The organism is Aequorivita sp. 609, from assembly GCF_014212065.1.
In the GTDB taxonomy this organism is placed as follows: domain Bacteria; phylum Bacteroidota; class Bacteroidia; order Flavobacteriales; family Flavobacteriaceae; genus Aequorivita; species Aequorivita sinensis.
The window spans coordinates 25,182-40,000 of the sequence record NZ_JACJVM010000003.1; the positions used below are offsets into that span (position 1 = coordinate 25,182).

Sequence of the window (14,819 nt, forward strand, 5' to 3'; positions counted from 1 at the left end):
CTTGGCTCAAAAGCAATTTTAATATTTATATAGCAACCACTATACTATTTTATAATATCATAGTTTTGGCGTGAAAATCACTGTGATTGTATCTCTAAAATCAAGTCCGAATAAACTTGAAGCACCGCCAACTGTTGTTAGATTACTCTTATAAATAGCCAACTCCAAACAGTTAGATGAATTCCAAAGCGCTATTCTTTTTCCATCTTCTTCTCGTTTTTCAGGAGGGGCATCAAAATTTATAGCATCGCTATAATTTCTATGTATTTTATCGAATTTTACTGTACGGGCTTGAATTATAAAATCTCTTCCTCTTCCTACTTCTTCAAAAAGCTTTCTGTCTATATTTGTAATTACATTCCCATAATTGTCGATATAAATTACATTTCCAATTATCTGACTGCTTTGGTTGCTTGTAACTGGGCGTATGCCTGTTAACTCTTTAGTTTCAGTAATAGGTTTGCCAATAACTTCAAGAGTTCCACCACGCGCAACATGTCCAGCAACTTTTACGAAAACATCCAAAACAGGAAAATTACTAGTAAATCTATCGTGTATGTTTATTTCAACAATTTTTTCTGGTCGCACTTCCGATGTTAGCATCGATATAATGCCATTGTCTGCACAAATAAAATAATGTCCGTCCAAATAAACTGCTATATGTTTATTTTCAGGATTTAATTCTGAATCAACACCAATTACGTGAATACTCCCTTTTGGGAAGCTTTTGTAAGCGTTTTTAATGATGTATGCAGCTTCGTGTAGGTGGAACGGTGAAATGTAATGGGAGATATCAACAATATTTACATTTTCAATTTCTGAAAAAATAGCTCCCTTTACCGCACCAACAAAGTGATCCTTCTGTCCAAAGTCTGTTGTTAGTGTAATTATAGCCATAAATGAATTGTTGATATTTTCTTAAAAGAATAACCACAAAAATAAGTTACTTTTGTTAGTACCAAAACTATTTTTGATTAATAAAAATATATTGCGCCATAACAATTTTAATGGCTTTAATTTTAATGATTTATTACAGTTTGATGTAAAATAGAATAACTTCTAACATAATAAATCTAACGACTAAAAAAATGCCTTTTGAACGAACTCATTATAGAACTTACAGAAATTAGCCCAAAGGATTTCTTCGGCCAGGAAGATGTTAATATTGGTCTATTAAAAAAATACTTTCCAAAACTTAAAATTGTAGCACGTGGCAATAAGATAAAAGCTTACGGTGATGAAGAGGTGCTCGAAGAGTTTGATCGCCGCATTGCAATGCTATTAGAACAATACGTCAAGTATAATAAAATTGACGAAAACGTAATTGAGCGTGTTCTTTTAAGTAAGAATAAACAAGAATATGAAGCACCCCAGGGTAGTGGCGGCACTATTGTTCACGGTGTTAATGGAAAACCTATTAAAGCGCAAACTGCAAATCAACGTAAATTGGTTTCTTTAATGAGTAAAAACGATATGGTTTTTGCTGTTGGTCCTGCGGGAACGGGGAAAACCTATACAGGTGTGGCACTAGCTGTAAAAGCTCTTAAGGAGAAAGAAGTAAAGCGTATTATCTTAACAAGACCAGCCGTTGAAGCAGGGGAGAACCTAGGTTTTTTACCAGGTGACTTAAAAGAAAAGTTAGACCCATATATGCAACCGTTATACGATGCTCTTCGAGATATGATTCCTATGGAAAAGCTTACGGCACATATTGAAAACGGAATTATACAAATAGCACCATTGGCCTTTATGCGTGGTAGAACTTTAGACAATGCTTTTGTAATTCTCGATGAAGCACAAAATTCTACGCATGCCCAAATGAAAATGTTTTTAACACGTATGGGTAAAAATGCCAAGTTTATGATTACTGGCGACCCTGGACAAATTGATCTTCCACGACGTATAACTTCCGGTTTAAAAGAGGCATTACTTGTATTGAAAGATGTCGAAGGCGTTGGAATGATCTATTTGGATGATAAAGATGTGATTAGACACCGTCTAGTAAAAGAAGTAATTGCTGCGTACAAAAAAATTGAAAACGTAGATTAATAAAAAAAACACATTAACTCTCGAATTAACGAAATAACAAATCCCGAATTCTTACTAACAATGAGTAATACAATAACTTCAACAAACTTCAATTTTCCAAATCAGAAAAGTGTTTACCACGGAAAAGTACGAGAGGTTTATACTTTAGAGAACAACTTATTATTAATGGTCGCAACAGACAGACTTAGTGCTTTTGATGTGGTTATGCCAAAAGGAATTCCTTACAAAGGTCAAATTTTAAATCAGATAGCTACTAAGATGATGCGCGATACTGAAGACCTTGTTCCTAATTGGTTAATAGCAACTCCAGATCCTAATGTTGCTATTGGGGAAGCTTGCGAACCTTTTAAGGTTGAAATGGTTATTAGAGGATATATGAGTGGCCACGCTGCTCGCGAGTATAAAGCAGGAAAAAGATTACTTTGCGGAGTTGAGATGCCTGAAGGGATGAAGGAAAACGATAAGTTTCCAGAACCTATAATTACTCCTGCTACTAAAGCTGAAATGGGAGACCACGATGAAGATATTTCAAGAGAAGATATCATTAAAAAGGGAATTGTTTCAGAAGAAGATTACATCCAATTAGAAGATTATACACGTAAACTTTTTAAACGTGGTAGCGAAATTGCATCTAAAAGAGGATTGATATTAGTAGATACTAAATATGAATTCGGAAAAACTAAAGATGGAAAAATTGTTTTGATAGACGAAATCCATACTCCAGATTCTTCTCGTTATTTTTATGCTGAAGGGTATGAAGAACGTCAAAAAAATGAAGAGCCACAAAAACAACTTTCAAAAGAATTTGTGCGTCAATGGCTAATTCAGAATGGTTTTCAGGGGCTTGAAGGTCAAAAATTACCTGAGATGAGTGATGAGTATATCGAGTCTGTTTCTGAAAGATATATTGAGCTTTACGAAAATATTACTGGTGAAAAGTTTGTAAAAGCAGATGTGTCGAACATCCAAGATCGTATTGAGAAAAATGTATTGGATTATTTAAAGCAATAAATTACAACTACTATAAATGTTTCGAAAGCAACCGTTCTTTTTGGTTGCTTTTTTATTTGGAAATTGTTGGTGACGTAAACCTGTGGATATAACCTAAGCTCATTTCAGTAAAATCGGCTTGCCCAAGATTTGAGTTGAGGTGTGCGCCAATAAAGAAGTTATTTTTTGGAGTTTTTTCCATTCCTAAAAAATAATATTTTAATCCCAATCTAGAAGAAACGCGGTATTTTTTCTTGAATTTACTATTTAGCTCACCCAAAACCCATGATTTAGGTATTTCACGAGGGGTTTTATCCCAACCTTCATTAATCCGCCATTCGGCTTTATATGCTGGTTTGTGTAGATTGTAACCTAGCTGTAAATCGATTCCAAAATGATTTAATAATACTTCACCGTGTAATACTACTCCAAAGTTACTGGCGTAATACACAGGGTTACTTCTAAAATAATCAAATTCTCTTCCTGGCTGTACTAAGGATTCTTCTCCTTTTATATAGTCGTAATAATGTTGGTAAAAACGATAGTAAAATCCAATTCCCACCTTAAATGTATTGTGATACACTTTTCCATACTCACCTGCTATAGTGTAAACATTTTTTTTGTCGTTAAAGGCTAAGGCAAAAACGTTCTGACCAATTCCACTTCGTATAGAAATGTATTCATATACCGAATTTTTATATTCAGGAATATTTTCAACCTTATTTTCTTCCGATTTATTTAATGGATTTTTAATGTCTGCAGAAAGACTTAATAAGAATGAATTAAATCCGTTATTCATCAATCGAGTATGCCCATTGGAGTGATGTGAATATCCTAATCCTGCGCGCCAATCTACTTTTTTAGTAGAAAGAAAATGATAATTTAGATATAGTCGAAACGCCCACGTAACATTTGTACTAACCGCACGATTATTAGGACTAGTAACTTCATTAAATTTTTCAGTGAAATAAGAAACTCCTAATCCAGTTAAAACCTTAAATCGATTACTTCGAAAAGCATTAAACTCAATAAAAGGCATGCCAATGATTGCTATCCCTAAGCTGTCAACATTTCCAAAGTCAGTAATACCAACCGACAACCCAGTTTTTGGTCTTTTTAACCTTTGTGCCCATTGCTGTGGATTGTTACCGTGATCTCGACCAAAACTTAAAATAAGTTGCTTCTGAAGATTTATTTCAGGGAAACCATCGTAAGCTTCCATTGTTTTTCCGAAAAGTATTTCAGGAGTAAATATGAACGCATTTTTTTTCCAATCACCTTTAGTTTGCGCAAAGCTTAAAGAAGATATTATTAGCAATAAAAAGGTTAGTTGTCTGCTCATTTGCAATTGCAAGTAACAATTTCCGATTTAATTATAAAAATATTAATCATAAATTAGCTGAAATTATAATTATACAATTTGGAAAAGTTAGATAGTTTTATTGCAGACATGGCTTCTATAGCCTGGGGTTTACCACTTTTAATCATTTTAATAGGAGGTGGAATATATCTTTTAATTCGAATTCGATTTTTACCATTTCGATACCTAGGACATGCAATTTCAGTACTTCGTGGAAAATATGATGATGAAAATGACGAGGGAGAAATCACACATTTCCAAGCTTTAATGACGGCTTTATCTTCAACAGTGGGAATGGGGAATATTGCAGGTGTTGCAGTTGCAATTGCAATTGGTGGACCTGGAGCTGTATTCTGGATGTGGGTAAGTGCTGTAATTGGGATGTCTACTAAATTTTTCACAGCAACATTAGCAATTCTCTACCGCGGAAAAGATTCAGAAGGTAAGGTTCAAGGTGGGCCAATGTATTTTATAATCGAAGGATTAGGAAAAAAATGGATGCCAATGGCAATGTTATTTAGTATAGCGGGATTAGTTGGGGCATTACCAGTTTTTAATGTAAACCAATTAACACAAGCTATAAACGATATCCTATTAAAGCCCGCTGGTCTTTATAGCGGTTTTAAAACAGATTTACTTATAGGTTTAGTGTTGGCTGCAATAACAGCAGTGGTAATTCTAGGCGGACTTTCACGTATTAGCAAAACTGCTTCAAAAATGGTGCCTGCTATGGTTTTGCTTTACTTTATATTAGTACTGATAATATTAGGGGTTAATATTGATGTAGTTCCAAAATATTTAAGTCTAATTTTTACTGATGCTTTTTCCGCAAATTTCTATAAAGGCGATACATTTTTAGGTGGTTTAGTAGGTGGAATAATTCTGTTAGGAATTCGTCGTGGTGCATTTTCAAATGAAGCGGGTATTGGTACGGCTCCGATGGCTCACGGAGCAGCTAAAACAAATGAGCCTATTCGTGAGGGATTGGTAGCTATGCTTGGTCCAGCTATAGACACTTTAGTAATCTGTACGTTAACTGCACTAGCAATTTTGGTAACCGGGGTGTGGCAGAGTAGCGATGCTAATGGAGTAAGTTTGACAGCTTCCGCTTTTGGAGAAAGTATTCCTTACGTCGGTAAATACGCACTCTTAGCTTGTATTGCAGTGTTTAGTATTTCTTCTTTGTTTTCATACTCATATTATGGAAGCAAGTGTATGAGTTTTATATTTGGCGCTAAAAACAAGGGGATTTACAACTATTTTTATATAATCAGTATTCTATTAGGGGCAACGACTTCTTTAAGTATGATGATTAATTTAATCGATACTTTTTTTGCACTTATGGCTATCCCTACAATGACGGCTACTATTATACTAGCTCCAAAAGTAATAAAGCAAGCTAAAATTTACTTTTCGAAATTGAAAGATGCTAAAAACAAATAAGATCGAATAAAACGACCTTCAATTGATAATGTTATTGAAGGTCGTTTTTTTATGTATCAACAAATAAACTTCTTGTTGGAAAATAAGAGGATGTAATTACCTAGTCAAAATAGCTAAACGTTTCTCCGTCTTTAATTTTTAAAAGTGATTCGTAAATAAGCTTAATTACATTCTCTACATCATCTCTATGAACCATTTCCACAGTGGTATGCATATATCGAAGCGGAAGAGATATTAATGCACTTGCAACTCCTTCGTTACTGTAAGCAAACGCATCAGTGTCAGTTCCTGTTGCTCTGGAAAGTGCAGCTCGTTGGAATGGAATTTTGTTTTCTTCTGCTGTTTCAACAATTAAGTCACGTAGTTTTTGCTGAACTGCTGGAGCATAAGCGATAACAGGACCAGATCCAATTTCGGCAAAACCTTGTTTCTTTTTGTCAATCATTGGAGTAGTGGTGTCGTGAGTAACGTCTGTAACAATCGCAACATTTGGTTTAATGCGTTCAGCAATCATCTGTGCCCCGCGTAAACCTATTTCTTCTTGTACTGAGTTTGTAATATAAAGTCCGAATGGCAATTCTTTTTTGTTTTCGTGTATTAATCTGGCAACTTCTGCAACCATAAAACCACCCATTCTATTGTCTAATGCGCGACAAACAAACTTGTCATTGTTTAAAATGTGAAATTCATCTGGGTAGGTAATTACACAACCAACGTGAATTCCCATTTTTTCAACTTCATCTTTGTCTTTAGCTCCTACATCAATGAATATATTATCTGGTTTTGGAGCTTCTTCCTTGCTTTTATTTCGCGTGTGAATAGCAGGCCAACCAAAAACTCCTTTTACAATTCCATTTTTAGTGTGAATATTCACCATTTTAGAAGGTGCGATTTGGTGATCACTACCACCATTTCTAATCACATAAAGTAATCCGTTATCGTCAATGAAGTTTACATACCAAGAAATCTCATCGGCATGTCCTTCAATAACCACCTTAAACTTTGCTTTTGGATTAATTACAGCCACTGCTGTACCGTAGGTATCAGTAAAAAACTCATCTACATAAGGTTTTAGATAATTCATCCATAACTTTTGACCGTCCCATTCGTAACCAGTAGGCGCGGCATTGTTTAAGTATTCTTTTAAAAATTTTAATGAATTGTCGTTCAATATTGATTTCTTCATAGTTTTCGTCTTATATATAGGTCTTCGGTAAAATTAGCAATTTCTTATTAAGCTTGACCATGCAATTTGCTTAATTTTGGAACGTTTTTGGATAATAGTAGCTTGTTACCTTAATACCTAGTTTAAATGAAGTTTAGCATACCTATATATATATGTATATTCCTTTTTGGATTCACATCTACTTTTGCCCAAGTTGATACTCTTAAGCTCGAAAAAGAAAAAGATACCGTACAGGTTATGTACTATATCATAGAAGGAGAAACAATTGCGCGTGAAATGATTAATCTTGATGAGGTGTATCTGCTGAAGAAAATGCAATTTACTTCTAAAGAAGATAGAAGGCGTTATTTGATATTACGACGAAAAACACGTAAAGTGTACCCTTATGCTAAACTAGCTGCTGAGCGATTAACAACTATGACAGAAAGATTAAAGACAATCGAAAAGAATAGAGACAAGAAACGATATACTAAAAGAATTCAAAAATATATAGAAGGAGAGTTTTCCGATAGACTGAAAAAACTCACTCATTCAGAGGGGCAAATACTAGTAAAGCTCATCCATAGACAAACAGGAACTACTGCTTTTAATCTTGTAAAAGAATTACGAACTGGATGGCGAGCCTTTTGGTATAATACCACCGCTAGTTTTTTTGAAATATCCTTAAAAGAGGAATACAACCCATTTGAAGTAGAGGAGGACTACCTAATTGAAGATATATTAGAGCGCTCTTTCCGAGACTATATCCTGGAAAGACAGGAGCCAGCTTTCCCAATTGATTTCTCTGAATTAAGTACGCACTGGAGTAAAGGTGCTGTTAATAAATAAGTTAGGTTTTTATTGCATAGAAGTTACAATGATAGTAAGTTTGTAATTCGCTCTTTTTTTCTAAGCTAGTTAATGTGCTTTTAGAGATAATTTATAGTTGTTTTAAGCAATAGTAATTATTTAATTGGTGGTAGGTTTTGCATTACAAAGCAACTGGAATATACATCAAGGTAAAATGCTGATAATTTATTTTTAAATCTAAGTGTTGCTTTTTCAAATACTTAGATGTTATTGTTAAACTGTTATTAAAAAAAGTTTAAATTAATGTTGTGGGGTTAAAAAACGGGGTTATATTTGCACCCGCTTAACGAAACAGAATTGCTTGTTTCAAGGGTTAAAAAATCGCTCTTTAAAATTTTACAAAAATACTTTTTCAAAAGTGTTGCAGGTATCAAAAATGGTTTTATATTTGCACCCCGCTTTGGAAAACGTTTTTTTAGTTTTAGGGTGAAGCGTAAAAGTTCTTTCAAATCTTTTTTAATTTATTTTCTGCAAAGTGTTGTAGGTTTAAAAAAGAGTTGTATATTTGCACCCGCTTAACGAATAAGCGTGTTCATAGACAAGATGAGAGGTTAAATAAGTATCGGTTCGACTCCGATCCATCGTCAAAAATTGAATCTTTATTTTCGGATAAAGGTAAGTTCATTGAGATATTGAAATTGACAGCGTAGATTAATTTTCGAAAGGAAATTAGTCAACAAAGAAACTAAACTAAGTGAGATTTTCTGAGATTTTTTTGAGAGTCGAGCTCTTTATGAAGTATGGTCGCAATATTATTGAAGATTATACGATGAAGAGTTTGATCCTGGCTCAGGATGAACGCTAGCGGCAGGCCTAACACATGCAAGTCGAGGGGTATATAATGCTTGCATTATAGAGACCGGCGCACGGGTGAGTAACGCGTATGGAATCTGCCTTGTACAGGGGAATAGCCCAGGGAAACTTGGATTAATGCCCCATAGTATTATGAGACGGCATTGTTTTATAATTAAAGATTTATCGGTACAAGATGATCATGCGTCCCATTAGCTTGTTGGTGTGGTAACGGCACACCAAGGCTACGATGGGTAGGGGCCCTGAGAGGGGGATCCCCCACACTGGTACTGAGACACGGACCAGACTCCTACGGGAGGCAGCAGTGAGGAATATTGGACAATGGGCGAGAGCCTGATCCAGCCATGCCGCGTGCAGGAAGACTGCCCTATGGGTTGTAAACTGCTTTTTTACGGGAAGAAACACCACTACGTGTAGTGGCTTGACGGTACCGTAAGAATAAGGACCGGCTAACTCCGTGCCAGCAGCCGCGGTAATACGGAGGGTCCGAGCGTTATCCGGAATCATTGGGTTTAAAGGGTCCGTAGGCGGGCAATTAAGTCAGTGGTGAAAGTCTGCAGCTCAACTGTAGAATTGCCATTGATACTGGTTGTCTTGAATCGTTGTGAAGTGGCTAGAATATGTGGTGTAGCGGTGAAATGCTTAGATATCACATAGAATACCGATTGCGAAGGCAGGTCACTAACAACGTATTGACGCTGATGGACGAAAGCGTGGGGAGCGAACAGGATTAGATACCCTGGTAGTCCACGCCGTAAACGATGGATACTAGCTGTCCGGCTCACATTGGTGAGCTGGGTGGCCAAGCGAAAGTGATAAGTATCCCACCTGGGGAGTACGTTCGCNACTCGCTCACAGTGTGGGTGGTGATTGCAGCGTTACCAAAGTAACCCTGCAAGAACCGTTTTTACTCCTCAAGCCGCCTTCCTTTAAAACCTTCATCATTTACTTGATGAAGGTTTTTTTTTGCCCTAAACTCAAAACTTTCTACTCGCCCACAGTGTGGGTGGTGATTGCAGCGTTACCAAAGTAACCCTGCAAGAACCGTTTTTAACTCCTCAAGCCGACTTCTTTTTTTGAAACCTTATTGTTAACTGGAGTTGATGAAAGCTTTTATTGCCCTAAACTCAAAACTTTCTACTCGCTCACAGTGTGGGTGGTGATTGCAGCGTTACCAAAGTAACCCTGCAAGAATGGTTTTTAACTCTTCAAGCCGACTTCCTTTTTTTTAAACCTTTTAGTATTGGAGGTGATTAAGGCTTTTTTGCATAAGTCTAAAAATATAATTACCGTCACCATCGCATAGGTGGGAATTTAGTCTCATCAAGCTAAGGATCCAGTTGCCCACAGCTTTTAACCGGGAAACCTATAATACATTACTCATTAAATTGTCTAGATCTGTGTTTTGTGCTAGTTAAAAAGTATTATTCGTCAACTAAATTGATTTTTTAGTTTTCCAGCATATAATTTTCATTCCATTACCAGGAACATTTTGACTCAAACTATTTTTTGAAATTACATAGGTTGTATAATTTGCTTTAGTTTTATAGTTAGGCAAGAGCTTTTATGAATAAATTAAGGGGCTAAATAAACGACAACCTTTTACTTTTATGAAAGTAATTTCTTTTGTCCTGATTTTGGTTCTCAATTATTCCTAAATAAGTATGATTTTTTTTGGTTTAGCTATTATTGTTAAGAACACTGGGTGGTTGTTTCTCTTTATTAAATGGCTATATTCAATTCTATGTAAAGGATGTCATAGATAATTTGAAGACTGTGTTTATTGAAATGATAAATAATGTTGATGAGCTTTTTTTTCGTAAATCAGATTTTTTGACGCGGATTGCTAGATCTTCTTAGCTTACCTGGAAGCTTTAAATTGTTTGGAATCTAAATATGAATAGAAACCCTCTGATTTATTCTGTTTAAATAATTCAATTATTAGTGTTGTTATGCTCTAATTAGGTTGATGGAATCTAATGAAATTGGATTATGTAACGTTCATATAATAGTATAATTGCTAAGTTGAAGTGTTAACTCGTTTTATCGCGTATTTTATTTTTCATTTTAAGTTCTGAGTTTTCAGTGTGTTATGATTTATTATTAAGTTGGCATTAAAAAAAGTTCAATTTAATGTTGTGGGGTTAAAAAACGGGATTATATTTGCACCCGCTTAACGAAACAGAATTGCTTGTTTCAAAGGTTAAAAAATCGCTCTTTAAAATTTTATAAAAATACTTTTTCAAAAGTGTTGCAGGTATCAAAAATGGTTTTATATTTGCACCCCGCTTTGGAAAACGTTTTTTTAGTTTTAGGGTGAAGCGTAAAAGTTCTTTCAAATCTTTTTTAATTTATTTTCTGCAAAGTGTTGTAGGTTTAAAAAAGAGTTGTATATTTGCACCCGCTTAACGAATAAGCGTGTTCATAGACAAGATGAGAGGTTAAATAAGTATCGGTTCGACTCCGATCCATCGTCAAAAATTGAATCTTTATTTTCGGATAAAGGTAAGTTCATTGAGATATTGAAATTGACAGCGTAGATTAATTTTCGAAAGGAAATTAGTCAACAAAGAAACTAAACTAAGTGAGATTTTCTGAGATTTTTTTGAGAGTCGAGCTCTTTATGAAGTATGGTCGCAATATTATTGAAGATTATACGATGAAGAGTTTGATCCTGGCTCAGGATGAACGCTAGCGGCAGGCCTAACACATGCAAGTCGAGGGGTATATAATGCTTGCATTATAGAGACCGGCGCACGGGTGAGTAACGCGTATGGAATCTGCCTTGTACAGGGGAATAGCCCAGGGAAACTTGGATTAATGCCCCATAGTATTATGAGACGGCATTGTTTTATAATTAAAGATTTATCGGTACAAGATGATCATGCGTCCCATTAGCTTGTTGGTGTGGTAACGGCACACCAAGGCTACGATGGGTAGGGGCCCTGAGAGGGGGATCCCCCACACTGGTACTGAGACACGGACCAGACTCCTACGGGAGGCAGCAGTGAGGAATATTGGACAATGGGCGAGAGCCTGATCCAGCCATGCCGCGTGCAGGAAGACTGCCCTATGGGTTGTAAACTGCTTTTTTACGGGAAGAAACACCACTACGTGTAGTGGCTTGACGGTACCGTAAGAATAAGGACCGGCTAACTCCGTGCCAGCAGCCGCGGTAATACGGAGGGTCCGAGCGTTATCCGGAATCATTGGGTTTAAAGGGTCCGTAGGCGGGCAATTAAGTCAGTGGTGAAAGTCTGCAGCTCAACTGTAGAATTGCCATTGATACTGGTTGTCTTGAATCGTTGTGAAGTGGCTAGAATATGTGGTGTAGCGGTGAAATGCTTAGATATCACATAGAATACCGATTGCGAAGGCAGGTCACTAACAACGTATTGACGCTGATGGACGAAAGCGTGGGGAGCGAACAGGATTAGATACCCTGGTAGTCCACGCCGTAAACGATGGATACTAGCTGTCCGGCTCACATTGGTGAGCTGGGTGGCCAAGCGAAAGTGATAAGTATCCCACCTGGGGAGTACGTTCGCAAGAATGAAACTCAAAGGAATTGACGGGGGCCCGCACAAGCGGTGGAGCATGTGGTTTAATTCGATGATACGCGAGGAACCTTACCAGGGCTTAAATGTAGTCTGACAGGATTGGAAACAGTCTTTTCTTCGGACAGATTACAAGGTGCTGCATGGTTGTCGTCAGCTCGTGCCGTGAGGTGTCAGGTTAAGTCCTATAACGAGCGCAACCCCTGTTGTTAGTTGCCAGCGAGTCAAGTCGGGAACTCTAACAAGACTGCCGGTGCAAACCGTGAGGAAGGTGGGGATGACGTCAAATCATCACGGCCCTTACGTCCTGGGCCACACACGTGCTACAATGGCAGGTACAATGGGCAGCCACTACGCAAGTAGGAGCGAATCCACAAAACCTGTCTCAGTTCGGATCGGGGTCTGCAACTCGACCCCGTGAAGCTGGAATCGCTAGTAATCGGATATCAGCCATGATCCGGTGAATACGTTCCCGGGCCTTGTACACACCGCCCGTCAAGCCATGGAAGCTGGAAGCACCTGAAGTCCGTCACCGCAAGGAGCGGCCTAGGGTGAAGCTGGTAACTGGGGCTAAGTCGTAACAAGGTAGCCGTACCGGAAGGTGCGGCTGGAACACCTCCTTTCTAGAGAAAGACGACCGAATATTCAACAAAGAGACACTCTTTATATAAAAAGAAGGAGTTTCGCTTGGTTTAGCTGTCAATTTTATAATATTAAAGTCTGTAGTGAAGTAGTTTTTAGAGGGTAGTACCACTACCAACTGCCAACTACCAGCTTAAAGACTAAAACAGTCTCATAGCTCAGCTGGTTAGAGCGCTACACTGATAATGTAGAGGTCGGCAGTTCGAGTCTGCCTGAGACTACAAGTCGAAGATAGGCGAGAAGTTTATCCTGAGTAAGTCGCCAGAGCGACGCATCGAAGGGAGTCTGCCTGAGACTACGATTGAAATCGAAACTGAAACACAAATCGAGATCGATTATTGAAAAAGAGGTATTTCTTCGGAAATATACGTTCATAGACACATATTGAAAGGAAATTTTAGAAGTTGAAGCGAGATTACTTCATTATTCGTAATTCTGAATTCATAATTCTGAATTTCAAAAAATGGGGGATTAGCTCAGCTGGCTAGAGCGCCTGCCTTGCACGCAGGAGGTCATCGGTTCGACTCCGATATTCTCCACCACGGATATAATCCACTTTTACTAGTACCAAAGAGCTATTTTCATAATGCTTGCGGGGTGTAAAGGGGAGTTCCAGACAGTTCATTGACATATTGTAATTAAAGAATACGAGAAAAGTAATAAAAGTCTTAGTATTTGGTTGTTGACCTTTGGTTGATTGATCATTTATTAAGCAATGAATAAACTCATTAAAGAGCAAAAAAGTACAATAAGCAAAATAAGAGCGTATGGGGAATGCCTAGGCTCTCAGAGGCGATGAAGGACGTGATAAGCTGCGAAAAGCTGCGGGGATTGGCACATACAAGTTGATCCGCAGGTATCCGAATGGGGCAACCCACCATATTGAAGATATGGTATCCGCAAGGAGGCAAACCCGGGGAACTGAAACATCTAAGTACCCGGAGGAAGAGAAAACAATAGTGATTCCGATAGTAGCGGCGAGCGAACTCGGATTAGCCCAAACCAATATTGTTACGGCAATATTGGGGTTGTAGGACCACGACATTTGGTGCTTTACGAATAAGAACACGTTGGAAAGCGTGGCCATAGACGGTGATAGCCCGGTATTAGTAAGGACAGTTACCGATAGTGGTATCCTGAGTAGTGCGGGGCACGTGAAACCCTGTATGAATCTGGCGGGACCATCCGCCAAGGCTAAATACTCCTGAGAGACCGATAGTGAACTAGTACCGTGAGGGAAAGGTGAAAAGAACCGTGAATAACGGAGTGAAATAGAACCTGAAACCATACGCTTACAAGCGGTCGGAGCCAATTTATTGGTGACGGCGTGCCTTTTGCATAATGAGCCTACGAGTTACTGTTGCCAGCGAGGTTAAAATTCTAAGAATTGGAGCCGCAGCGAAAGCGAGTCTGAATAGGGCGTTTTAGTTGGTAGTAGTAGACGCGAAACCGTGTGATCTACCCTTGGGCAGGTTGAAGTTTAGGTAACACTAAATGGAGGACCGAACCCGTTGACGTTGAAAAGTCTTGGGATGACCTGAGGGTAGGGGTGAAAGGCCAATCAAACTCGGAAATAGCTCGTACTCCCCGAAATGCATTTAGGTGCAGCGTTGATTTATAGTTTTATAGAGGTAGAGCTACTGATTGGATGCGGGGGCTTCACCGCCTACCAATTCCTGACAAACTCCGAATGCTATAAAATGTTAATCAGCAGTGAGGGCATGGGTGCTAAGGTCCATGTCCGAGAGGGAAAGAACCCAGACCATCAGCTAAGGTCCCCAAATGTATGTTAAGTTGAAAAAACGCGGTTGGATTGCACAGACAGCTAGGATGTTGGCTTGGAAGCAGCCATTCATTTAAAGAGTGCGTAACAGCTCACTAGTCGAGCGATCCGGCATGGATAATAATCGGGCATAAACATACTACCGAA

7 protein-coding genes, 2 tRNA genes, 2 rRNA genes and 1 other annotated feature (1 of these 12 only partly in view) are annotated in these 14,819 nt (G+C 38.0%); of the genes, 8 read left to right on the forward strand and 3 right to left on the reverse strand.

The window, feature by feature from the left end; all coding sequences use genetic code 11:
- Window positions 1-57: 57 nt before the first annotated feature.
- Window positions 58-897 (reverse strand): S-adenosyl-l-methionine hydroxide adenosyltransferase family protein, encoded by an 840-nt coding sequence (locus tag H4O20_RS01215; protein ID WP_185098027.1) that lies wholly within the window; start codon window positions 895-897, stop codon window positions 58-60.
- Between the two features lie 198 nt (window positions 898-1,095).
- Here H4O20_RS01215 and H4O20_RS01220 point away from each other — a divergent pair, with 198 nt between their 5' ends.
- Entirely contained in the window at window positions 1,096-2,049 is a 954-nt protein-coding gene (locus H4O20_RS01220) for a PhoH family protein (protein WP_185098028.1), read from the forward strand.
- A 60-nt stretch (window positions 2,050-2,109) separates the two neighbouring features.
- Window positions 2,110-3,060: a phosphoribosylaminoimidazolesuccinocarboxamide synthase gene (locus H4O20_RS01225; RefSeq protein WP_185098029.1), complete on the forward strand. Its 951-nt coding sequence runs from the start codon at window positions 2,110-2,112 to the stop codon at window positions 3,058-3,060.
- A gap of 52 nt (window positions 3,061-3,112) precedes the next feature.
- On the opposite strand, the gene H4O20_RS01230 is transcribed toward H4O20_RS01225, so the two are convergent.
- A complete protein-coding gene (locus H4O20_RS01230) occupies window positions 3,113-4,381 on the reverse strand; it encodes an acyloxyacyl hydrolase (RefSeq protein ID WP_185098030.1) in 1,269 nt (422 codons plus the stop codon).
- A 78-nt stretch (window positions 4,382-4,459) separates the two neighbouring features.
- Between H4O20_RS01230 and H4O20_RS01235 the strand changes: the two genes are divergently transcribed.
- On the forward strand, window positions 4,460-5,842 hold the full coding sequence (locus H4O20_RS01235) for a sodium:alanine symporter family protein (protein WP_185098031.1): 1,383 nt from the start codon (window positions 4,460-4,462) through the stop codon (window positions 5,840-5,842).
- Window positions 5,843-5,942: 100 nt separating this feature from the next.
- Here H4O20_RS01235 and H4O20_RS01240 read toward each other — a convergent pair whose 3' ends face one another.
- Window positions 5,943-7,028, reverse strand: coding sequence for a M42 family metallopeptidase (locus H4O20_RS01240; protein ID WP_185098032.1), 1,086 nt, complete (start codon window positions 7,026-7,028; stop codon window positions 5,943-5,945).
- Window positions 7,029-7,154: 126 nt separating this feature from the next.
- Between H4O20_RS01240 and H4O20_RS01245 the strand changes: the two genes are divergently transcribed.
- The 5 genes from H4O20_RS01245 to H4O20_RS01265 all read left to right on the forward strand — a co-directional run.
- Window positions 7,155-7,856 (forward strand): DUF4294 domain-containing protein, encoded by a 702-nt coding sequence (locus tag H4O20_RS01245; RefSeq protein ID WP_185098033.1) that lies wholly within the window; start codon window positions 7,155-7,157, stop codon window positions 7,854-7,856.
- Window positions 7,857-8,643: 787 nt separating this feature from the next.
- Window positions 8,644-9,599: a sequence feature (16S ribosomal RNA rRNA prediction is too short), on the forward strand.
- Window positions 9,600-11,346: 1,747 nt separating this feature from the next.
- A 16S ribosomal RNA gene (locus H4O20_RS01250) occupies window positions 11,347-12,870 on the forward strand.
- Window positions 12,871-13,036: 166 nt separating this feature from the next.
- Window positions 13,037-13,110: transfer RNA gene (locus H4O20_RS01255), tRNA-Ile, on the forward strand.
- Window positions 13,111-13,354: 244 nt separating this feature from the next.
- A tRNA-Ala gene (locus H4O20_RS01260) sits at window positions 13,355-13,431 on the forward strand.
- A 204-nt stretch (window positions 13,432-13,635) separates the two neighbouring features.
- Window positions 13,636-14,819 (forward strand): 23S ribosomal RNA (locus H4O20_RS01265); it runs 1,643 nt beyond the window's last position.
- Together the 16S and 23S rRNA genes with 2 tRNA genes alongside form the textbook arrangement of a ribosomal RNA operon.

Bases quoted from the DNA above. Each gene is read 5' to 3' on its own strand.
- H4O20_RS01230 (WP_185098030.1), bottom strand. From the start codon at position 4,381: ATGAGCAGACAACTAACCTTTTTATTGCTAATAATATCTTCTTTAAGC.
- H4O20_RS01240 (WP_185098032.1), bottom strand. From the start codon at position 7,028: ATGAAGAAATCAATATTGAACGACAATTCATTAAAATTTTTAAAAGAA.
- H4O20_RS01225 (WP_185098029.1), top strand. From the start codon at position 2,110: ATGAGTAATACAATAACTTCAACAAACTTCAATTTTCCAAATCAGAAA.
- H4O20_RS01245 (WP_185098033.1), top strand. From the start codon at position 7,155: ATGAAGTTTAGCATACCTATATATATATGTATATTCCTTTTTGGATTC.
- H4O20_RS01215 (WP_185098027.1), bottom strand. From the start codon at position 897: ATGGCTATAATTACACTAACAACAGACTTTGGACAGAAGGATCACTTT.